This window comes from Flavobacteriales bacterium, assembly GCA_016715895.1.
Classification (GTDB): Bacteria; Bacteroidota; Bacteroidia; order Flavobacteriales_F; family PHOS-HE28; genus PHOS-HE28.
Genome location: JADJXH010000004.1, coordinates 837,075 through 857,224, shown reverse-complemented (window position 1 = coordinate 857,224; position 20,150 = coordinate 837,075). Strand labels below are relative to the sequence as shown.

The 20,150-nt window shown below is 62.2% G+C and carries 24 protein-coding genes and 1 tRNA gene; 20 read left to right on the top strand and 5 right to left on the bottom strand.

The genetic code is table 11. The features are described 5' to 3' along the window. Window position 1: 1 nt before the first annotated feature. The 13 genes from IPM49_12300 to IPM49_12240 all read left to right on the top strand — a co-directional run bounded on the left by IPM49_12300 (window position 2) and on the right by IPM49_12240 (window position 9,407). A tRNA-Arg gene (locus tag IPM49_12300) sits at window positions 2–73 on the top strand. Window positions 74–104: 31 nt separating this feature from the next. Next, a complete protein-coding gene (locus IPM49_12295) occupies window positions 105–407 on the top strand; it encodes a hypothetical protein (protein ID MBK9275301.1) in 303 nt (100 codons plus the stop codon). An 8-nt stretch (window positions 408–415) separates the two neighbouring features. Beyond that, window positions 416–988, top strand: a complete 573-nt coding sequence (locus IPM49_12290) for a nucleotidyl transferase AbiEii/AbiGii toxin family protein (GenBank protein ID MBK9275300.1) — start codon at window positions 416–418, stop codon at window positions 986–988. 99 nt (window positions 989–1,087) lie between these two features. Beyond that, window positions 1,088–1,330, top strand: coding sequence for a hypothetical protein (locus IPM49_12285; protein ID MBK9275299.1), 243 nt, complete (start codon window positions 1,088–1,090; stop codon window positions 1,328–1,330). 13 nt (window positions 1,331–1,343) lie between these two features. Next, the gene (locus IPM49_12280) at window positions 1,344–1,505 is read left to right on the top strand and encodes a hypothetical protein (protein ID MBK9275298.1); all 162 of its coding nucleotides are present in this window, start codon (window positions 1,344–1,346) and stop codon (window positions 1,503–1,505) included. Next, window positions 1,502–2,137: a DUF3109 family protein gene (locus IPM49_12275; GenBank protein ID MBK9275297.1), complete on the top strand. Its 636-nt coding sequence runs from the start codon at window positions 1,502–1,504 to the stop codon at window positions 2,135–2,137. Before IPM49_12280 ends, IPM49_12275 begins: the two co-directional genes overlap by 4 nt. Window positions 2,138–2,164: 27 nt before the next feature. Continuing rightward, window positions 2,165–2,461, top strand: coding sequence for a nucleotidyltransferase domain-containing protein (locus IPM49_12270; protein ID MBK9275296.1), 297 nt, complete (start codon window positions 2,165–2,167; stop codon window positions 2,459–2,461). Further along, entirely contained in the window at window positions 2,448–2,798 is a 351-nt protein-coding gene (locus IPM49_12265; protein MBK9275295.1) for a DUF86 domain-containing protein, read from the top strand. Before IPM49_12270 ends, IPM49_12265 begins: the two co-directional genes overlap by 14 nt. 613 nt (window positions 2,799–3,411) lie before the next feature. Further along, complete coding sequence (locus IPM49_12260) at window positions 3,412–4,404, top strand: ribonucleotide-diphosphate reductase subunit beta (protein MBK9275294.1); 993 nt, start codon at window positions 3,412–3,414, stop codon at window positions 4,402–4,404. A gap of 394 nt (window positions 4,405–4,798) precedes the next feature. Next, window positions 4,799–7,285, top strand: a complete 2,487-nt coding sequence (locus IPM49_12255; GenBank protein MBK9275293.1) for a ribonucleoside-diphosphate reductase subunit alpha — start codon at window positions 4,799–4,801, stop codon at window positions 7,283–7,285. 23 nt (window positions 7,286–7,308) lie between these two features. Beyond that, window positions 7,309–7,566, top strand: coding sequence for a hypothetical protein (locus IPM49_12250; protein ID MBK9275292.1), 258 nt, complete (start codon window positions 7,309–7,311; stop codon window positions 7,564–7,566). A 160-nt stretch (window positions 7,567–7,726) separates the two neighbouring features. After that, window positions 7,727–8,260, top strand: a complete 534-nt coding sequence (locus IPM49_12245; GenBank protein ID MBK9275291.1) for a class IV adenylate cyclase — start codon at window positions 7,727–7,729, stop codon at window positions 8,258–8,260. Between the two features lie 88 nt (window positions 8,261–8,348). Further along, window positions 8,349–9,407 carry a hypothetical protein gene (locus IPM49_12240; protein ID MBK9275290.1) on the top strand — a complete coding sequence of 353 codons (1,059 nt, stop codon included), beginning with the start codon at window positions 8,349–8,351 and terminating at the stop codon, window positions 9,405–9,407. Window positions 9,408–9,579: 172 nt separating this feature from the next. On the opposite strand, the gene IPM49_12235 is transcribed toward IPM49_12240, so the two are convergent. Both IPM49_12235 and IPM49_12230 read right to left on the bottom strand, forming a co-directional pair. Then, the gene (locus IPM49_12235) at window positions 9,580–10,014 is read right to left on the bottom strand and encodes a hypothetical protein (protein ID MBK9275289.1); all 435 of its coding nucleotides are present in this window, start codon (window positions 10,012–10,014) and stop codon (window positions 9,580–9,582) included. 147 nt (window positions 10,015–10,161) lie between these two features. Next, a complete protein-coding gene (locus IPM49_12230; GenBank protein MBK9275288.1) occupies window positions 10,162–10,485 on the bottom strand; it encodes a hypothetical protein in 324 nt (107 codons plus the stop codon). 55 nt (window positions 10,486–10,540) lie between these two features. Here IPM49_12230 and IPM49_12225 point away from each other — a divergent pair, with 55 nt between their 5' ends. From IPM49_12225 to IPM49_12215, 3 genes are all read left to right on the top strand, one after another. Beyond that, window positions 10,541–13,309, top strand: a complete 2,769-nt coding sequence (locus tag IPM49_12225; GenBank protein ID MBK9275287.1) for a class I SAM-dependent DNA methyltransferase — start codon at window positions 10,541–10,543, stop codon at window positions 13,307–13,309. 3 nt (window positions 13,310–13,312) lie between these two features. Then, entirely contained in the window at window positions 13,313–14,284 is a 972-nt protein-coding gene (locus IPM49_12220) for a hypothetical protein (protein ID MBK9275286.1), read from the top strand. Window positions 14,285–14,356: 72 nt separating this feature from the next. Continuing rightward, a complete protein-coding gene (locus IPM49_12215) occupies window positions 14,357–14,596 on the top strand; it encodes a hypothetical protein (protein MBK9275285.1) in 240 nt (79 codons plus the stop codon). 441 nt (window positions 14,597–15,037) lie between these two features. Here IPM49_12215 and IPM49_12210 read toward each other — a convergent pair whose 3' ends face one another. Then, window positions 15,038–15,760, bottom strand: coding sequence for a DUF2924 domain-containing protein (locus IPM49_12210; protein ID MBK9275284.1), 723 nt, complete (start codon window positions 15,758–15,760; stop codon window positions 15,038–15,040). A 783-nt stretch (window positions 15,761–16,543) separates the two neighbouring features. On the opposite strand from IPM49_12210, the gene IPM49_12205 reads away from it, so the two are divergent. The 4 genes from IPM49_12205 (at window position 16,544) to IPM49_12190 (ending at window position 18,502) form a co-directional block, all read left to right on the top strand. Then, window positions 16,544–17,152 (top strand): fibronectin type III domain-containing protein, encoded by a 609-nt coding sequence (locus IPM49_12205; protein MBK9275283.1) that lies wholly within the window; start codon window positions 16,544–16,546, stop codon window positions 17,150–17,152. 226 nt (window positions 17,153–17,378) lie between these two features. Next, window positions 17,379–17,708 carry a helix-turn-helix transcriptional regulator gene (locus IPM49_12200; protein MBK9275282.1) on the top strand — a complete coding sequence of 110 codons (330 nt, stop codon included), beginning with the start codon at window positions 17,379–17,381 and terminating at the stop codon, window positions 17,706–17,708. A gap of 207 nt (window positions 17,709–17,915) precedes the next feature. Next, window positions 17,916–18,164 (top strand): DUF4160 domain-containing protein, encoded by a 249-nt coding sequence (locus IPM49_12195; protein MBK9275281.1) that lies wholly within the window; start codon window positions 17,916–17,918, stop codon window positions 18,162–18,164. Beyond that, a complete protein-coding gene (locus IPM49_12190) occupies window positions 18,161–18,502 on the top strand; it encodes a DUF2442 domain-containing protein (protein MBK9275280.1) in 342 nt (113 codons plus the stop codon). The genes IPM49_12195 and IPM49_12190 overlap by 4 nt, the downstream gene beginning before the upstream one ends. Window positions 18,503–18,835: 333 nt before the next feature. On the opposite strand, the gene IPM49_12185 is transcribed toward IPM49_12190, so the two are convergent. Together IPM49_12185 and IPM49_12180 are read right to left on the bottom strand one after the other, a co-directional pair. Further along, complete coding sequence (locus IPM49_12185; GenBank protein MBK9275279.1) at window positions 18,836–19,456, bottom strand: transposase; 621 nt, start codon at window positions 19,454–19,456, stop codon at window positions 18,836–18,838. A 77-nt stretch (window positions 19,457–19,533) separates the two neighbouring features. Next, window positions 19,534–20,064, bottom strand: a complete 531-nt coding sequence (locus IPM49_12180) for a transposase (GenBank protein MBK9275278.1) — start codon at window positions 20,062–20,064, stop codon at window positions 19,534–19,536. Window positions 20,065–20,150: the final 86 nt, after the last annotated feature.

Genomic DNA, 20,150 nt, shown 5'->3' with positions numbered 1-20,150 from the left:
CGACCCCATAGTTCAATGGATAGAATAGGAGTTTCCTAAACTCTTGATCCAGGTTCGACTCCTGGTGGGGTCACACGCCCGGCCCCGGCCGCTACCTTCACCGCATGACCGCCCGGCCCAAGCCCGTGTTCGCGCGCCGCATCTTCTGGGATGTGGACTTCGACGCCATCGACTACGATGCGAAGGCCAGCTTCGTGATCGAGCGGGTGTTCGAGCGGGGCGATGTGGAGGACATCCGGCAGTGCAGGCGGTACTATGGGGATCAGCAGGTCGTCCAGGCCTTGCTCGAGGCGAGGTACCTTCCCGTGGCCACGCTCCATTTCGTCAGTGCCATATTCGACAAGCCCCTGGAGGCGTTCCGATGCTTCACCCTGAGTCGGTCGAACCGCACACGCTTGCCGTACTGAAGCGTCTGATGGGGCTTCCGGCCCTGCACGACTTCTCGTTGGTCGGGGGTACCGCAATGGCTCTTCGCTACGGGCATCGCCGATCCATCGACCTGGACCTGTTCTTCCATGGCGAGTTCGATCGTGCCCGGGTCGTTGCGGAGTTGACCGAGGAGTTCGGGACCGACTTCGACTACCGAAGGGATGCGGCAAAATGGGCGGCGTTCTGCACGATCGCGGGGGTCAAGGTCGACATCGTCAAGGACCCGCATCCGCGCATCAACGACATCATGATCCAGGATGGCATTCGGATGTACACGGATGAGGACATCGCCCCGATGAAGATCGAGGCCATCCTTCACCGCGGAAGAAAGAAAGACTTCTGGGACCTGGACGTCCTGCTCACGGAGCACGGTCTGGGCTGGATCCTGGACAGGCACAGAGCGAAGTTCCCGGACAACAGCATTGCGATCAGCATCCCGTATGCCATCACCTGGTTCGTGGATGCCGAGCACAGCGAGGATCCGGTGAGCTTGAAGGGACGGACCTGGGAGCAGGTGAAGCGGAGCATTTCCGGGCATGTGAACGAATTCCTGAAGTAGAAGCCCCCAGCTTGCCCTCCATGATCAAGCACCGCTTCAGGAGATCGCCGTGGGTGCACCGGGTGTGGGGTGGGTAGGGCGATGCGTACTTTTGAGCGCATGGACACGCTTGCGGTGAAGGTGTTGGACAAGCGGGCCCTCGCGATCCTGAACGAACTGGAGTCGCTGGGGGTCATTGCCATGAGGCCTTCCGGTGGCCGGAAACTCTCCGACATCGTGGCCAGTATCCGCGCACAGGTGAAGCGGCCGATGACCCAGCAGGAGGTGATGGAGGAGGTCGGTGCCCATCGCCGTTCAAAGCGCCGCCATGCGAAGGCGAAGAAGGACCAGGATCGTCGTTGATGCGAACGTGTGGGTGAGCGTGCTGCTGACCCGTTCGTTCCCGGGCCTGGTGGCCCGCCTGGAGCAGCGGGAGGTCCTCCTGCTGATCACCGGCGATGCCGACCTGTTGGTCCTGGAGCGCTTCGAACGCACACGCATCCTTTCCCCCGCCCAATTCCTGCGCACCCCCCCATGATCGAGCACCGCGGCATCCTGCTCAGCGAGGACCTCTTCGAGAAGCGCTTCGTGTGCGACCTGGCGGCCTGCAAGGGCGCCTGCTGCGAACAGGGCGACAGCGGCGCGCCGCTCACCCCCGAGGAGGCGCGGCTGATCGACAAGCACTACGCCGCCCTGCAGCCCTACATGACCGCCCGCGGCCGCAAGGCCGTGAAGGACCAGGGCCACACCAGCCTGGTGGACAGCGACGGCGAACTGGTGACCCCGCTGGTGGGCGAGTACCAGGAGTGCGTCTTCGCCAAGCGCAACGCCAAGGGCATCTGGATGTGCGGCATCGAACAGGCCTACCGCGACGGCACGGTGCCCTTCAACAAGCCCATCAGCTGCCACCTGTACCCCATCCGCGTGGTGAAGCTCAAGGACACCGACGGCCTCAACTACGAGCGGTGGGACATCTGCGCGCCGGCCTGCGCCTGCGGCGAGCGGCTGGAGGTGCCGGTGTTCCGCTTCCTGAAGAGCGCCCTGGTGCGCGCCTACGGGCAGGACTGGTACGACGGGCTGGAGGAGGTGTACACCGCCTGGATGCAGCGGCCGGTGAAGAAGGCCCGCAAGGCCCCCGCCCGGCGTGCGCGTCCTGAACGCGGCGGCTGACAAGGGCCGTCGTGCTACTTTCGCTTCATGCGGCTGTCGGATGATCTGTTGGCCCGGTTGCGGCACTATTTCGCCGGTCAACCGGTGAAGCAGGCCTACCTGTTCGGTTCCTACGCACGGGAGGAGGCGGACGAGCGCAGCGATGTGGACATCCTGGTGGAACTGGACCATTCGCGTCCCATCGGCCTGCACTTCATCCAAATGGGCCTGGACCTGGAGGCGCTGCTCTCGCGTTCCGTGGACCTGGTGACCACCAAAGGCCTGAGCCCGCATGTGAAGCCCTATGTGGACCGCGACAAGCAGTTGATCTATGCGCGCCCCTGAGGCCGACCGGGCGAGGCTGCTTCACATGCTGGAGGCCATCCGGCAGCTGGAGGCATGGCCCGATGCGCGCAGGGAGGAAGCGCTGGATGCGGATGGCATGCTGCGGTATGGTACGGTGAAGCTCGTGGAGGTGATCGGCGAGGCGGCCAACATGTTGACCAAGGAGCTCCGCGCAGCCCACCCGGAAGTCCCCTGGGCCCTGGTCATCGGCATGCGCCATCGGTTGGTCCATGACTACTTCCGGATCGATACGGCGATCCTGGCGGAAGTGGTCGCTGTGCACCTTCCCGCGTTGAAAGCGCAACTGCAGGCCATGCTCCCGACCCTGCCGGAATGATCCCCGCCCGGCGTGCGCGTCCTGAACGCGGCGGCTGACAAGGCCCGCACGTCACCGGCCACCCGCATGCAGCGCCCCCGGTGTGCGAGCGGCCGCGCGGCCGCCATCACCCCCCGCCGATCGGGCGTTGCGTGGCATGCACGCCGCGCGCAGCCCACCGATCGCGGGTTGCGGCCGCGGAGCGGCGCAGCACCACGCCCATGCGCCCCGCCCTGCAGCACGCCGCCGCACAGGCCCGCAGCGGTGCCGAAGCGCCGCCCGCCGCCCGTCTCGAAGCCGCGCCCCGCAAGGCCGCGCGCCGTTGTTAAGGGATCGTGAAAAGAAAAGGCTTGCACGGATCGCGAGGCGATCCCCCGCCCGATCGGCGCAGGGAACCGGAGCGTGTTAACAACTTCGGAAACATCCCCCCGTTCGATCGTTGTCCATGGCGGCGTGCGGGTCCACTTTTGTAAGCCCGGGACGAGCCGACACCGACCCGCCTCCGGGACCCTGAACAGTACGCGAACGAAAAAAATGGGGCTGGCACCCAGTGGACCATTCTTCCCCTGACCCACCCCCCGAACCGACACCGATGGACAGCACCAAGCAGACCCAGATGAGCCTGGACGATGTGATGCCCGCCCGCACCGACGCGGCCAACGAGCCCCTGCTGAAGGAGAACAAGGACCGCTTCGTCCTCTTCCCCATCCAGCACCACGACATCTGGAACTTCTACAAGAAGCACGAGGCCAGCTTCTGGACCGCCGAGGAGATCGACCTGAGCCCCGATCTGGTGGACTGGAACACCAAGCTCAACGACGACGAGCGCTACTTCATCAAGCACGTGCTGGCCTTCTTCGCCGCCAGCGACGGCATCGTGAACGAGAACCTCGCGGTCAACTTCCTCAACGAGGTGCAATATCCCGAGGGCCGTTGCTTCTACGGCTTCCAGGTGATGATGGAGAACATCCACAGCGAGACCTACAGCCTGCTGATCGACACCTACATCAAGGACCCCCTGGAGAAGGACCGCCTGCTGCACGCCATCGACACGGTGGACTGCGTGAAGAAGAAGGCCGAGTGGGCCCTGCGCTGGATCGGCAAGGGCGGCTTCGCCGAGCGCCTCATCGCCTTCGCCGCCGTGGAGGGCATCTTCTTCAGCGGCAGCTTCTGCAGCATCTTCTGGCTCAAGAAGCGCGGCCTCATGCCCGGCCTCTCCTTCAGCAACGAGCTCATCAGCCGCGACGAGGGCCTGCACTGCGATTTCGCCTGCCTGCTCTACACCAAGCACCTCATCAACAAGCTGCCCAAGAAGACCGTGGAGACCATCATCCGCGATGCGGTGGAGATCGAGAAGGAGTTCGTCACCGACGCGCTGCCCGTCAACCTCATCGGCATGAACGCCAAGCTGATGCAGCAGTACATCGAGTTCGTGGCCGACCGCCTGCTGATGGAGCTGGGCAACGAGAAGATCTACCACGCCGCCAACCCCTTCGACTTCATGGACATGATCAGCCTGCAGGGCAAGACCAACTTCTTCGAGAAGCGCGTGGGCGAGTACCAGAAGGCCGGGGTGATGACCCAGAACAAGGAGACCAACAAGTTCAGCCTGGACGCCGATTTCTGAACGCAAGCCACAAGCCGCAAGCCACAAGCCACAAGCCGCAAGCCATAAGCCGCAAGCCACAAGCCACAGGCCACAGGCCACAAGCCGGAAGCTGGAAGCTGGAGGCCGGAAGCTGGAGGCTGGAGGCTGGAGGCTGGAGGCCAGAGGCTGGAGGCCAGAGGCCAGAGTCGAAAAGCCGACCGTCAGGACCCGAACGAACGACCCGAAAGCGATCTCACATTCAACCGTTGAAGAACCGCCGACCCGCACCTGCCGGAAGGCCCTGAACCCCGACCACCTTTCCGATCCCGGACCGTGACGGAAACCCCGTCGCCCCGGCGCAGCGGATCACCATAACCCAACACCCCGAGGCCAGGCGGGAGCCGCGCCCAAGGGACCAAAACCGAAGAGAAGCATGTACGTTGTGAAGCGCGATGGCCGCCGGGAGGCGGTGAAGTTCGACAAGATCACCGCCCGGGTGAAGAAGCTGTGCTACGGGCTGGACCCCATGGTCGATGCCACCCAGGTGACCCTCAAGGTCATCGACGGCATCTACGATGGCGTCTCCACCACCCAGCTGGACAACCTCACCGCCGAAGTGGCCGCCACCATGACGGTGCGCCACCCGGACTACGCCCAGCTCGCCAGCCGCATCGCCGTCAGCAACCTGCACAAGAACACCAAGAAGTCCTTCAGCGAGACCATGAAGGACCTCTACGCGTACATCGACCCCAAGACCGGCGAGCAGGCCGGCCTTATCGCCGAGGATGTGTGGGCCATCATCCGCGACAACGCCGAGGTGCTGGACAGCGCCATCATCTACGACCGCGACTTCCAGTACGACTACTTCGGCTTCAAGACCCTGGAGCGCAGCTACCTGCTGAAGCTCGACGGCAAGGTGGTGGAGCGCCCCCAGCACCTGCTGATGCGCGTGGCCGTGGGCATCCACAAGCACGACCTGGACAGCGCCATCCGCACCTACAACGACCTCAGCGAAGGCTGGTACACCCACGCCACGCCCACGCTCTTCAACGCCGGCACCCCCAAGCCGCAGATGAGCAGCTGCTTCCTGCTGCAACTGAAGGAGGACAGCATCAGCGGCATCTATGACACCCTGAAGCAGTGCGCCCAGATCAGCCAGAGCGCCGGCGGCATCGGCCTCAGCATCCACAACCTGCGCGCCAAGGGCAGCTACATCAAGGGCACCAACGGCACCAGCAACGGCATCGTGCCCATGCTGCGCGTGTTCAACGACACCGCCCGCTACGTGGACCAGGGCGGCGGCAAGCGCAAGGGCAGCTTCGCCATCTACCTGGAGCCCTGGCACGCCGACATCGAGGACTTCCTCGAACTGAAGAAGAACCACGGCAAGGAGGAGATGCGCGCCCGCGACCTCTTCTACGCCATGTGGATCCCCGACCTCTTCATGAAGCGGGTGGAGCAGAACGGCGACTGGACGCTCATGTGCCCCAACGAGTGCCCCGGCCTCAGCGACACCCACAGCGAGCAGTTCGAGGCCCTCTACGAGAAGTACGAGGCCGAGGGCCGCGGCCGCCGCACCATCAAGGCGCAGGACCTCTGGTTCAAGATCCTGGAGAGCCAGATCGAGACCGGCACCCCCTACATCCTGTTCAAGGACGCCGCCAACCGCAAGAGCAACCAGCAGAACCTGGGCACCATCAAGAGCAGCAACCTGTGCACCGAGATCATCGAGTACACCAGTGCCGATGAGGTCGCCGTGTGCAACCTGGGCTCCATCGCCCTGCCCAAGTTCGTCCACAAGGGCCGCTTCGACCACGACAAGCTCTTCGAGGTCACGATGCAGTTGACCAGGAACCTCAACCGCATCATCGACAACAACTACTACCCCATCCCCGAGGCGCGCCGCAGCAACATGCGCCACCGCCCCATCGGCATCGGCGTGCAGGGCCTGGCCGACGCCTTCATCCTCATGCGCTACCCCTTCGACAGCGTGGAGGCCAAGGTGCTCAACCGGGAGATCTTCGAGACCATCCACTACGCCGCCCTCACCGCCAGCAAGGACCTGGCGAAGGAGGAGGGGCCCTACGAGACCTACGCCGGCAGCCCCATCAGCCAGGGCATCCTGCAGCCCGACCTGTGGGGCGTGAAGCCCAGCGACCGCTGGGAGTGGGACGTGCTGCGCGCCGAGATCAAGCAGTACGGCGTGCGCAACAGCCTGCTGCTGGCCCCCATGCCCACGGCCAGCACCGCCCAGATCCTGGGCAACAACGAGTGCTTCGAGCCCTACACCAGCAACCTCTACACCCGCCGCGTGCTCAGCGGCGAGTTCATCGTGGTCAACAAGTACCTGCTGCGCGACCTGGTGAAGCTCGGCCTGTGGAGCGAGGAGCTCAAGAACAAGATCATCGCCAGCAACGGCAGCGTGGCCCACATCCCGGAGATCCCCCAGAACCTCAAGGACCTGTACAAGACCGCCTGGGAGATCAGCCAGAAGGTGATCATCGACATGGCCGCGGACCGGGGCGCCTACATCTGCCAGAGCCAGAGCCTCAACATCTTCATGGAGAACGTCAACTTCGCCAAGCTCACCAGCATGCACTTCTACAGCTGGAAGGCGGGGCTGAAGACCGGCATGTACTACCTGCGCACCAAGGCCGCCACCGACGCCATCAAGTTCACGCTGGACAAGAGCAAACTCGCCGAGCCCGCGGCGAACGGCAAGGCGCAGGAGGGCGCCCGCGTGCGCGAAGTGGCCCCCGCCGCCGAGGCCGTGGTGGAGCCCGTGCTCAGCGCACCCACCGTCACCGGGCCCGTGGCCGGCGACCTGGCCACCCAGCGCGCCAGCACCCTCAGCCAGGCCCAGGCCGAGATCGCCTGCAGCCTGGATAACCCGGACAGCTGTGAGATGTGTAGTGGATAGGACCTGTAAACACAGGAGGAGTCATGTCTATCGAGGAACGTCGTCCATGTAAGGTGCGTATCGAGCGTGCTCACAACCGCTTCTCGAAAGAGGGGACTGTCACCGTGCCCGACAAGATTGAGGAAGGTGCTTTCCACAGGTGGTTCGTACACTACTACAATGATGAGGGATTTCAGCAAAGTCAACTGTATGCAGTAGTGGAACTGAAGAGTGGGAAAGTTCTGAAGGTTGAGTCTGAAGATTTGGAGTTTTTCGAGCATCCATTGAACCCCAGAAAATGAACCTTCCTAATCTAATACGCTCCCCAATACTATTACTATCGGTCTGCGAACGGCCGAAATCAACTATTCTCATAATAGCTCTCAGAGATGAGGGGGTAAGTGGGTAGGTTAGGCGTTACATTGAGGCCATCGACCAAGGACCACAAAAGCAACGATACAGATGCCGGTCAATGTTGAAGGGAAGTTTCGCCTTAGCAATCGCAAGGCAATCGAAGAAGGCCTACGAGGCTTGTCATGCGAGCGACATACACAGACAGACTATTACGTCAACTATTCGGGATCGAAGTTGAAGCTCCGTGAATACGAGGACGGACGATGTGAACTCATTCAATACCAGCGCGCGGACGTGCCAACCATAAAGGTTTCGGAGTATAGGATCATTCCGTATGCATCGAAAGATTCCTTTCAAGCCGCACTAAAGAATTTTACGAAGAATTACGGACTGAAAGGAGTGGTGAAGAAAACCCGCGAGCTGTATACGGTCGAGAATGTCCGCATTCATGTTGATCAAGTTGAAGGGCTGGGTGACTTCCTAGAGATTGAAACCGAGGTTCAAACTCAGGATGAACCAATGGGTTATTTCAAACAGACCGAGGATGTACTGAAAGCGTTGGTGGCGGAGGATATTGGTCCTGCGGTGGCTGAGTCATACATTGACCTCACCCTTCAAGGACATGTACCACATCAGGAATAGAGATCAGCTAAGAGTTTGTGGCAAGTATCTCAGACAAGAGCGCAATCGCCACGCTCTTGCGGGTCTGAGGCTTATCGTTCTTCAGCACGTGCTTAAGGACACCGCCGACCTGCTATTGATGCTCCGAGATGCAGGCGCTGAGATCTTCCGGGTCTTCAGTAAGCCGTTCTCCATCGATTCAGAGGCTCTACAACGACTTGTGGATGCGGGAATTGATGTTCGCGGTCACTCTTATGAGGAATTGGAGCAAAGCGAGGTCATACCCCGTACCCTATCAGAGGCAATTGCTGCCAGTAAACGCGATAACAAGAAAATTGTAGTGCATGAGGTGGGCGGGTATTTTGCCCCATTCATTGCTCAACTAAGTAATGACGATGCCCATCATTTAGCGGGCGTGGTTGAGGATACTACGTTCGGCCACAATCGGTATAACAAGTGCGTTGAGGGCATCCAGTGCCCTGTTTTCTCCGTGGCGAGGAGTCCGCTCAAGGAGATTGAAGCACGCTTTGTGGGTGACTCTGTAGCAACTGCCTTGGATCAGATACTCAGAGATATCGGTGTGACGATCAGTGGAAGATCTGCCCTTGTGGTTGGTTATGGCATGATAGGAAAGAATGTTGCATCAGCTTTGAAAGCGCGTAAGCTTACGGTCGCGGTGTACGACAAGCACGACCACCGCATTCTCAATGCCTTTAGCCGAGGCTACCATGTCCATAAGAAACGGGAGTTGCTGATGCGAAGCGATTTGGTCGTTTCCGCTACTGGTGAGGGCGCCATCACACTGGAGGATATTGAGGAATGTAAGAACGGAGCAATTCTCGCAAGTGCTGGTTCCAAGGACACTGAGTTTGATGTTCGTGGGTTGCGTGACCTAGCTATCGGAACTACACATGTAACCGATCATTTGGTTCAATACGAACTGCCTAATGGCAAATGGGTTTATGTTGCACGCCAGGGAACAGCGGTGAACTTTTTAATCGAAAGTGTGCCAGACGAGATTATTGACCTCGTGTTTGCTGAAATAATTTTGTGCACAATGTTGCTCCTTAAACGAGACGAGGGGCTTGATACGGGCAGGATACTGTCACTTCCACCTACTTATCTGAATAACATTGCCAAGGATTGGCTGAAAGACGTCAATCGATAGATGAAATTCTGAGACGTAGCGGGGTATCCGCTTGGACCACTTAGACCAACGCAGGGTGTCCCACCAGCCCACACTGGCGCGAGCGTCCACGCTCGTGCCGATCGTAGGAGTCGGCTACGTACCCGACCACGACGGCATACATGAGGAAGCTGGCCCCTCGCAATCGTGTGCACTAGGCCGGAACGGGCTTAACAAGCTCCGCATCGGTCTCCAGCGAGATGACCACGGACTCCTCAGGTTGCCAGGAGAAGTCCTTCAACCAGAGCCGAACCTCCCACTGAGGTGAGCCGATACGATCCTCCGGACGCAACACAGGCGGATCAAAGCGCCAGTGGTTGCCCAGCGGCAGCCAGGGTTGTTTCATGGCCGGAGTGATCAGAGCATTCAGTGACACGGGCGGTCCGGTGGATCCCTGTGGTCTGTCCGGCTGGTGCAGGTCCACGAGGGTACAGTTGACCACCAAGGAGGACGAGGCGAGGCGGTTGCTCCACTGCGAAGCTGTTGGGTTGCCCGTGAGGTGGAAGAACAGTTGTTCCACCACCAAGAAAGGCCGATGCTTCGAGTACCACAAGAGCTCAGGCGCAGTAGCGTCGATCTGCATGTTCATGGTCTGGCGGTTGAAGGGTTAACGTCGCAGGGCAAAGGTCGCTGTTGGGTCTGGGGCATGCTCCGCACGGACACCGAAACTCGCTGGAGGGTTGAGCGGGAGCGACGTAGCTCCGATCCTCTCGGACGGATGGACCGCTCACCCCCCTCACCCCCGCTCCGCCTTGGCCTTGGCGGCCGCCGCATGCCGCTGCAGGGCGGCGAAGAGGAAGGCGCCTTTGCCGGGCCGCACCCAGATGAGGTCGAACCGGGGGTCGTGGTGCAGCCATCGCCGGCCTTTGGCGCTGGGGTGCCACTGGTAGTGATCGCCGCCGTGGATGTAGCCCTTGTGCTTCAGCAGGCCGGCCTGCAGGGCGTCGATCTCCTCAAAGCCCATGCACCGCAGAAACCCCATCAGCTCCACCCAACCGTAGGGTAGCCCCACCACCATGCGCGTTTCGCGGCCGGGGATGCGATCGTATCCATGTGACATGCTGCGCGATGTATGCAGGCAAGCTAGCGACCGTGCTATTTTCACCGCATCCCCCATGCCCCTCTCCCGCCGCGAGATCCGCACCCGCGCCACCCGCTTTGCCAAGCAGTGGGCCAACGCCCACAACGAGGACGCCGATGCCAAGCCCTTCTGGATCGAGTTCTTCGAGGTGTTCGGCGTGCGCAGCCGCACCGTGGGCAGCTATGAGGTGCACGTGAAGAAGCTCAGCAAGGGCGACGGCTACATCGACTACTTCTGGCCCGGGATGCTGCTCGTGGAGCACAAGAGCAAGGGCAAGGACCTGGAGAAAGCGTTCATTCAGGCCAACGACTACTTCCAAGGCCTGAAGGAGCACGAGAAGCCGCGCTACCTGCTGGTGAGCGACTTCCAGCGCTTCCGCCTCAAGGACCTGGAGACCGGCACCCTCACCGAGCTCACCCTGGAGGAGCTGCCCCAGCGCATCGAGGTCTTCGACTTCATCGCGGGCTACGAGGTGCGCACCGTGCGCGAGCAGGACCCCGTGAACATCCGCGCGGCCGAGCTGATGGGCCGGCTGCACGACGAGCTGAAGGCCACCGGCTACGACGGGCAGCCGGGCAGCCCCGAGCGCCACGCGCTGGAGCTCTACCTGGTGCGCCTGCTCTTCATCCTCTTCGCCGACGATACCGGCATCTTCGAGCGCGACGCCTTCTACACCTTCATCACCGACCAAAGCCGCGAGGACGGCAGCGACCTCGGCGCCCAGATGGCCCGCCTCTTCCAGCTGTTGAACACCGCCGAGGACAAGCGGCCCAGGACGCTGGACGAGCGCCTCGCCGACTTCAAGTACATCAACGGCAAGCTCTTCGAGGAACAGCTTCCGCTGGCCGAGTGGGACGGCGCCATGCGCGTGACGCTGCTGGAACTGGCCTCCTTGGACTGGGGCCGCATCAGCCCGGCCATCTTCGGTGCGCTGTTCCAGAGCGCCATGGACCCCAAGCAGCGGCGCAACCTGGGGGCGCACTACACCAGCGAGCAGAACATCCTCAAGCTCATCAAGCCGCTCTTCCTCGATGCGCTGTGGGACGAGTTCGCGCAGGTGAAGGGCAGCACCCCCAAGCTGGAGAAGTTCCACCAGAAGCTGAGCGAGCTGCGCTTTCTGGACCCGGCCTGCGGCTGCGGCAACTTTTTGGTGATCACCTACCGCGAACTGCGGCGCCTGGAGATGGAGGTGATCCGCGCCCTGCAGAAGGGCCAGCAGGTGATGGACGTGGACCACCTGGTGCGCCTGAACGTGGACCGCTTTTATGGCATCGAGCTGGACGAGTTCCCCGCGCAGATCGCGCAGGTGGCCCTGTGGCTCACGGACCACCAGCTGAACCAGGAGGTGAGCGCCGCCTTCGGGGAGTACATGGTGCGCATCCCCCTGCGCAGCAGCGCCACCATCGCCAACGCCAACGCCCTGCGCACCGACTGGCAGAGCCTGCTGCCGGTAGGGAAACGGTACGATTTCATCCTGGGGAACCCGCCGTTCTTAGGCCATCACTACCAGAACGCCGAGCAAAAGGAGGATATGGACCACGTGATGGCCAAGATCAAGGGGCACGGTGTTCTGGACTTCGTATCTGCTTGGTACATCAAGGCGGCTGAGCTCATTCAGGGATCACAGACCAAGGTTGGCTTCGTCTCTACGAACTCCATTGCACAGGGTGAACAAGTCGGACTGCTCTGGAACGAGATGTTCAACCGGTACCATGTGAAGATCCACTTTGCGCACCAGACCTTTCGGTGGAACAACGAGGCTCGTGGGAATGCGGCGGTCCATTGCGTCATCATCGGGTTCGCAGCCTACGATGTCGCTGTGAAGCACCTGTTCACGTATGAGACGATCACATCGGAGCCGACGGCTTCAAGGGTATCGAACATCAATCCCTATCTGGTCGGCGGCCCAGATCTGGTGATCAGCAATCGTAGTGAACCACTGTGCCCGGTCCCGAGGATGGTGTGGGGCAACAAGCCGACCGACGGTGGGCACTTCCTCTTTGATGATGACGCAACGAAAGATGAGTTCCTCCGTCAAGAGCCGAACGCCGCGAAGTGGATACGCCCGTTCCTCAGCGGCGGCGACTTTATCAATGGCCGACAACGCTGGTGCCTTTGGCTCCCTGATATCAGTCCCGCAGAGTTGAACAGCTTGCCGCATGTCAAGGCGCGGGTGGATGCAGTGCGAAGAGAACGCCTGGCGAGCAAGGCTGAAGCGACCCGGAAGAAGGCCGCGACTCCAACCCTGTTCGCACAGGTAGCCCAGCCCGAAACCACGTTCATCGCCGTTCCGGAAGTCTCATCCGAAAGGCGCACCTACATCCCTATGGCATTTCTGCCAGCTGAGGTGATCGTGAGCAACACGGTGCAACTCGTACCGAATGCCAGGCTCTATCATTTTGGCATGCTCACGTCGATGATGCACATGGCATGGGTGGCTGTCACTTGTGGTCGAATGAAGAGCGACTTCCGCTACTCAAACACGATCGTCTACAACAACTTCCCCTGGCCCCAGCAACCGAGCGACGAGCAGAAGGCGGCGGTGGAGGCGGCGGCGCAAGGAGTGTTGGATGCGCGGGCGCAGTTCCCCGGCAGTTCCCTGGCCGATCTGTACGACCCGCTCACCATGCCGCCCGTGCTGCTCAAAGCCCACCAGGCGCTGGACAAGGCGGTGGACAAGTGCTACCGACCACAACCCTTCCCCAGCGATGCGAAGCGGGTGGAGTACCTGTTTGAGTTGTATGAGGAGTATACGAAGGGGTTGTTGGCGGGGGAGAAGTCGAAACGAACGAAAGCCAAGTGATCCATGCTGTGGAACAAGAAGGAACGATACGTGCCCATGCCCTTCGAAAGCGAAGCGGCGATGGAGGATTCAGTTGCCGATGTGAAGGAGCCCTTGTTCGGTAAGAACAGGATCTACCTGAACGACAAGCGGAAGATCGGCAAGAGCGGTGCGACGAAGAACATACCCGACGGGTATTTGCTCGACCTGACTGACCACGAGGACCCCAAGCTCTTCATTGTCGAGGTGGATCTTGCGAGCCATCAGCACCTGAAGCACATAGCCGTGCAGATCCTTGAGTTCTCCCTCTCCTTCGAGACTTCACGGATGCAGGTCAAGAACATCATCAAGGAGGCGTTGCAGAAACGACCTGACGATTGGAAGACATGCGAAACGTTCGCACGAAAGAACAACTACGAGAACGTCGACTATCTCTTGGAGCGTATTACGCATAGGTCCGACGCATTCAATGCGTTGCTCGTGATCGACGACTTGAGCGATGAGTTGGAAACAGTGCTCATCAGCAGATTCAAGTTCCCCGTTGAGGTCATTACGCTTCGTCGATACAAGAATGCGACGGGCACTGTGCTGTATGAGTTTGAACCGTTCTTAAGCGAGGTGACCGAGGACACCGCCCACGTGGATGTCTCGGAGTTGGATACCATCGTGGTACCGGCACGAGAGGACGGGTTCAAAGCGGTTTTCCTTGGCGAGGATGCCTGGTATGCGATCCGTGTGAATCCCTCGATGATCCCTAAGATCAAGTACATCGCAGCCTATCAGGTATCACCAGAGTCCGCCATTACTCACCTTGCCACGGTCAAGAGCATCCAACAGTATCGCGAGACGAACAAGTACATCGTGACCTTCACTGGCAAGGCGGAGAAGATAAAGCGGGTCCCTTTGGGCAAGGTGAAAGGGAAGGCCCCACAGAGCCCGCGGTATTCTTCGAAGGCCCGGATCCTCAAGGCCGCTTCCCTGGACACGGTTTTCTGACCCGGAACCTATGTCGCTCGCGCTGCTCAAGGCCCATCAGGCGCTGGTCAAAGGAATCCAATGTGATCCGTCATGAAGGACATCGTGCTCCTCGAGCTGCTGCGGGCGATCAAGCGCATCCTGGCCACGGGCGAAGAAGACCTGACGGGCCTGCCGGCGCGGTTGTTGCGCGATGGTGAAGTGCTCCAGGTGCGGATGAAGGGCCGGTGGGTGAGCCTGCGCCGGTCGAACCTGGCGACGATCATCGCGGCGGTGAAGGAGCGGGTGGAGCAAGCGAAGCCGGGGAAGAAGCCGAAGCAGCGGAAGGCGTGAGGCCCGGCGCATGGCGTCGCACAGGCGTCCCGCCTGTGAGGGGTGTACACAGGCGGGACGCCTGTGCGACTTCATCGGAACGCCTGTACGAGGTAGAGGAGGTTCAACGTGAAGCTGAAGGCCCGGCTGGAGACGCAGCGGAAGAAGGCGAAGCATCGGAAGGCGTGAGCCCGGCGCATGGTGTCGCACAGGCGTCCCGCCTGTGAGGCGTGTACACAGGCGGGACGCCTGTGCGACTTCAAAGGAACGCTTGTGAGGCGTGGACACAGGCGGGACGCCTGTGCGACTTCAACGGGACGCCTGTGAGGGTTGAAGACAGGCGGGACGCCTGTGCGACTTCAAAGGAACGCCTGTGCGAGGCTAGAGGAGGTCCCTGCGCTCCACGAGCGCGCCGTGCTCTTTGTGGGCGTGGATGGTCGCCGCGCTGGCTCCTGGCTTCGCTCACACCTCCAGCGACCCGATGCTCACCCAGGTCCCATCCGCTGTGCGCACGCGCCAGAAAGTGCGGCCGTTGGTGCTGCGCTTGGTCACCGCTTGACCGGCAGCGCTAAGGGAAGGGTACAGCGTGCCGCCGACCTTCACCTGTCCGTTCGTGTGCAGGGTGGCCTTGTAGGTGCGGCCCTTGTGCTGGGCGCGCAGGAAGACCACCCCGGTGGCCCCGTGGCCGCGCAGGCCATCGGTGCGGCTGTTCTTCGCTGCCGGGCGGACGCGCTTCGCAGCAGGCCGGGAAGGCCGGCCGGCCGATGATGCGGTGGCCTTGCCAATGATGCCGTGGAGCAGCGCCTGCTGGGCGTGTTTGATGCGGCGCTCCAGCTCGCCCCGTTGGTCCTGCGAGCCGTGGAGGCGCCCCTTCACCCGGTTGCCCTGGGGTTGGATCACGCGCAGCATCAACGATTCCAGCTCCTTCATGTGCGCATCGCCGTTGGTGACGTACACGCTGAAGCGGTCCCACAGGTCCTTGTGCCGGTCGCGCAGGTGGGCCTTCAGGCGGGTCTTGAGGTCGGTGGCCAACCCCACGTAGTACAGGCGGTCGCCATCGTAGAGCGCATAGATGCCGTTGCGGCCGCCCACGAGGCCGGTGATCACCGCGCCGAACTCCTCGAAGACCTCGCCGCTGATCAGCTCCAGGTGTTCCTGCACCAAGTGGGGGGATGAGCGGCCCATGGGACAAAGATGATCGGGAGTCGCGCATGCAGGCCGTCCCTCCGGCGGCCCCAGCTCATCAGCCCAGGCCAAGGCCTTCGGCACCAAGGGCCGATGGACCATCGATCCGCAGGGAATGGTCGGCTGGTCCTTAGGCATTCGGCCGCCGGAGGCGGAGCGGTGCTGGGCAGGGGTGGTGTGCGTGCGGTGGGCTTCGGTTCTTGGTCCTTGGTCCTTGGTCAAGGTGCTGGGCGTTCGCATCCACCTTCGGGAAATGTGGACCCGAACGCGAGGCGTTTGGATCCGATCTCGCGGAATGTGGACCCGAACGTGAGGCGTTTGAATCCGGTCTCGGGAAATGTGGACCCGAACGCGGGGCGTTTGGATCCAGTCTCGCGGAATGTGGACCTGAACGCGGAGCGTTTGGATCCAGTCTGGAGGAATGTAGACCCGGACGTGCGGCGTTCGCATCCACCTTCGGGGAATGTGGACCCGGTCATGCGGCGTTTGGATCCAGTCTCGCGGAATGTGGACCCGGACGCGGGGCGTTTGGATCCGACTACGGGAAATGTGGACCCGACCGCGCGGCGTTCGGGTGCGGATGCGGATGGGCCGGTGGGCGCGCGGCGCGCTGCAGGCCGCCCCGGTCGGGTGCCTGCGGAAGCGGGAGCGTGGGTTGCGGTGCCCCCCTCGGCCAAATGACCGATGGGGGATGCGCAACGACGGGGGCCGCCCCTGCGAACAAGGCCCACTAACCAACGCGCCGGGGTTGCGCAGCAGAAGTGCCCCAACACAATGGCAAGAGTGAAACTGGGCCTCACCGGCCTCCCCGCCACGGGGCTCGTGGCCAAAGCGCAGGCGTTGCACGACAACGTGAACGGCAACCCCGCGTTCCCCAACCCGGTGCCGACGCCGGCGGCCTTCCAGACGCTGGTGGACGAACTGGTGGCGAAGAACGCGGCGGTGGAGGCCAACCGGGGCCGGCGGGAGTACCGGGAGCGCGACACGGCGGAAGCGGCCCTGGTGGAGGCCGTGAAGCAGTGGGCCGGCTACGTGCAGATGGCCAGCGCCGGCGATGCCACGGTGATCAAGAGCAGCGGCTTCGAAGTGGTGGACCGCGGAGGGCCGGTGGGCGAGCTGGCGCCGCCGCGCAACCTGGGCACGCGGGTCACGAACATGGAGGGCCGGGTGAGCCTGCGCTGGCAGCGTGAGGACGGCTGCGACATGCACCACGTGTACATGAGCAGCAGCAACGACCCCTTCACCTGGCAGCTCATCGGTGTCACCACCAAGAGCCGCTTCGATGTGGATCAGTTGGAGCCGGGCCGTTTCTACTGGTTCGCGGTGAGCGCCATCGGTGCCGCCGGCGAAAGCAGCAGGAGCGAGCCCTGCCGTGCGATGGCCGCCGCCTGAGCACCAGGACCCCGTGGCAGAACGCCCCGGCCGACCCCGACAGGGGTGCGTGCCGGGGCGTTCGCTTTGTCTGTGTTGGCGGGGTGCACACGCGAACAATGCGATCAAGGATGGGGATGTGCTTTTCATAAAAACACTGGATCAGGCTCCGATCGCACGATCGATCGTGGAGAACCGATCAACACAGGGTGCGGAGTGGAAGACCGGTTGAGCCACCTTGGTAGGGATGGAAGCCCGGATGGATGCGGCTTCGGTGCTGGAACGGTTGACGGCGCAGGAACGGCGGATCTGCCGGCTGCTCTGTGGCGACGATGAGCCGGGGGTGAAGGAGCTGCCTGCCGTGCTGGGCATCAGCGCGCGCACGGTGCGCACGCACCTGGAAAAGCTGTACCGGAAATTGGGCGTGCGCACGCGGGTGGGTCTGGTGCGCCGAGCGATCGCGCTGGGGCTGATCGCGTGCCCGTGCCGCAGGTGTGGCGGGGGTGAGGGGCTCGGATCCGTACGCGACGCTCAAACCGCCCCAGCGTATAACGTCGCACAGGCGTCCCGCCTGTGAGGGGCGGACACACGCGGGACGCCTGTGCGACTTCAACGGGACGCCTGTGAGGCGTGGACACAGGCGGGACGCCTGTGCGACTATCGGGACGCCTGTGCGGCGGTAGAGGAGGTTCATCGTGACGGTGAAGGAACGGGTGGTGAAGGAGCGGAAGTAGGCGAAGCAGAGCCGGAGGCCATGCGAGCGGGTTAACTTTGGAGCACACGCATGGCACCCAAGGCGATCAAACCGGACATCGAGGGCTATGCGTTCCACTTCTACAGCAACGAGAACAACGAGCCCATGCACGTGCATGTGCGCAAAGGGGATGGACTGGTGAAGTATTGGCTTGAGCCGGTGATGCTTGCCGATGACAATGGACGCATGAAAGTGCAGGAGGTCCGGCGAGCGGAGGCACTGGTGAAGGCCAACAAGGCGCGCATCATCAAAGCGTGGAACGCACACTTCAAGCCATGAGCACTAGAAAGCCGATCATCCAGGATCCCGTCAATGCCTTGATCCGGGAGCATGGTGTACGCATCACGGCCGTACATGCCATCAAGGATGCGAATCTGCTGCTGGTGATGTTGAACAGCGGCCGCCTGGAGTTCCCATTGGACAGTTTTCAACGTTTGGCCAAGGCCACTGCGGCCCAGTTGAGCCGCTATGAACTGCTTCCGGACGGGGCTGGTGTGGAATGGCCGGAGTTGGATGAGCATTTGAGCCTGCGCGGGTTCCTGCTGAGCACCATGAGCCGCATGCTGACACGGCCCACCCGGACGGTGTCACGCCGGTCCAAGCGCGCGGTGGCCTGAGCGACCCGGACCCCATGCCGCCCGCCTCGCCCCAAGCCGACCAGGCGCTGGACAAGGAAGTGATAAACCTCAGGCGCTTGGCCGGTGGGTGAGCCTGCCCCGGTCGGACCTGGCCACGATCATCGCGGCGGTGAAGGAGCGGGTGGAGCAAGCGAAGCCGGGGAAGAAGCCGAAGCGGCGGAAGGCGTGAGGCCCGGCGCATGGTGTCGCACAGGCGTCCCGCCTGTGAGGCGTGGACACAGGCGGGACGCCTGTGCGACTTCAAAGGAGCGCCTGTGAGGGGTGAAGACAGACGGGACGCCTGTGCGACTTTACCGGAATGCCCGTGCGACGCTAAAGGAGGTCCCTGCGCTCCACGAGCGCGCCTTGCTCTTCGTGGGCGTGGATGTATGCCTCGATGCGGTACAGCGCAGCCGCCGACCGCACGAGGTGGTCGTGGCTCTCCGCCTGCCAGAAGGTGCCGCTGCGGCCCAAGGCGGTGTTGATGGCCTTCGCTGTGTACGACTTCCAGCTGTGCAACACGCGGGAGAGCGCGATGCCGGCCACCGGTGCCACGAGCACATGCACATGGTTGCCCGCAATGGCGAAGGACCCCAGGCGATAGCGCTGACCGTCGAACTGATGCAAGGCCGCGCGGACGATGCCCGCGACATCCGGCCTGCGCAGTGCGCACGAGCCGTGCCCGACGTCCAGCCAGCGGTGCACCCGCTCACTGAACAGCTGATGATAGCACCGCCGAAGCTCCGGTCCCAACCGCGTGGCGGCCGGATCCCCATGGGCGGCGATGAACGCTGCACGCTCCTGCGCCCACTGCTCACGCTTCGCGGCAGGGATGCTGTCCGCCTGCCGCCACGTCACGAAGTACAGCTTGCCTTCCTGCCGCCAATGGGGGAGGTTCCGTTCGTGCACGTCCACGGCGTCGTGGTCGTCGAAGAACAGGGAGTCGAGTTCCATCCCCGTCAATATAGCCTCCTTGCGCGGGCGCGCAGGCCGTCGCCGCTGGCGCGGATCTGCGATCCGTGCCTCTCCTGTCAGATGATCTCCACGCTCAGCATTGACGGCATCCCCGCATAGGCAGCTGCGCTCGAGTAGGGATAATGCTGCGGTTCATCCACGAAGCCCTCATTCACCGGATTCATGTGGATGTAGTCCAACTTCTGGTCGATCACCGCAGGCGTGCGCAGCCAGATGGGGTGCAGGTCGTGCCGCCAGAACCGGATGCTGCCATCCGGTCGGCGCAGCAAGGGCAGCAACCACTCCCGGCGGCTCTCCTGTGCGTTGCTGATGATGGCTTCCACGATCTTCTTGGCGGTGAACTTCTTGTGGTCGCGGAGGATATCCTGGAGCCGCTGGCCTTCGGCGGCCCGGGCGATCAGGTGCACATGGTTGCTCATGATGCACCAGGCGAACAGCTCGAGGCCTTTCTCGCGCTGGCAGTGGGCCAGGCTGTCGACCACGATGTCCTTGTAGAGCGGCCTGCTCAACGCGTCCACCCAACCCACGACGGTATAGGTGATGAAATGGGCGTCGGCCTGGTCGTGGATCTTGTACTTCCGGCTCACGAGGTCCAAGCTAGGGGATGGCACGGATCGCGGATCCGCGCCAGCGATGAGGTCGAAGTGATCGACCTACGTGAATGGACGATGGA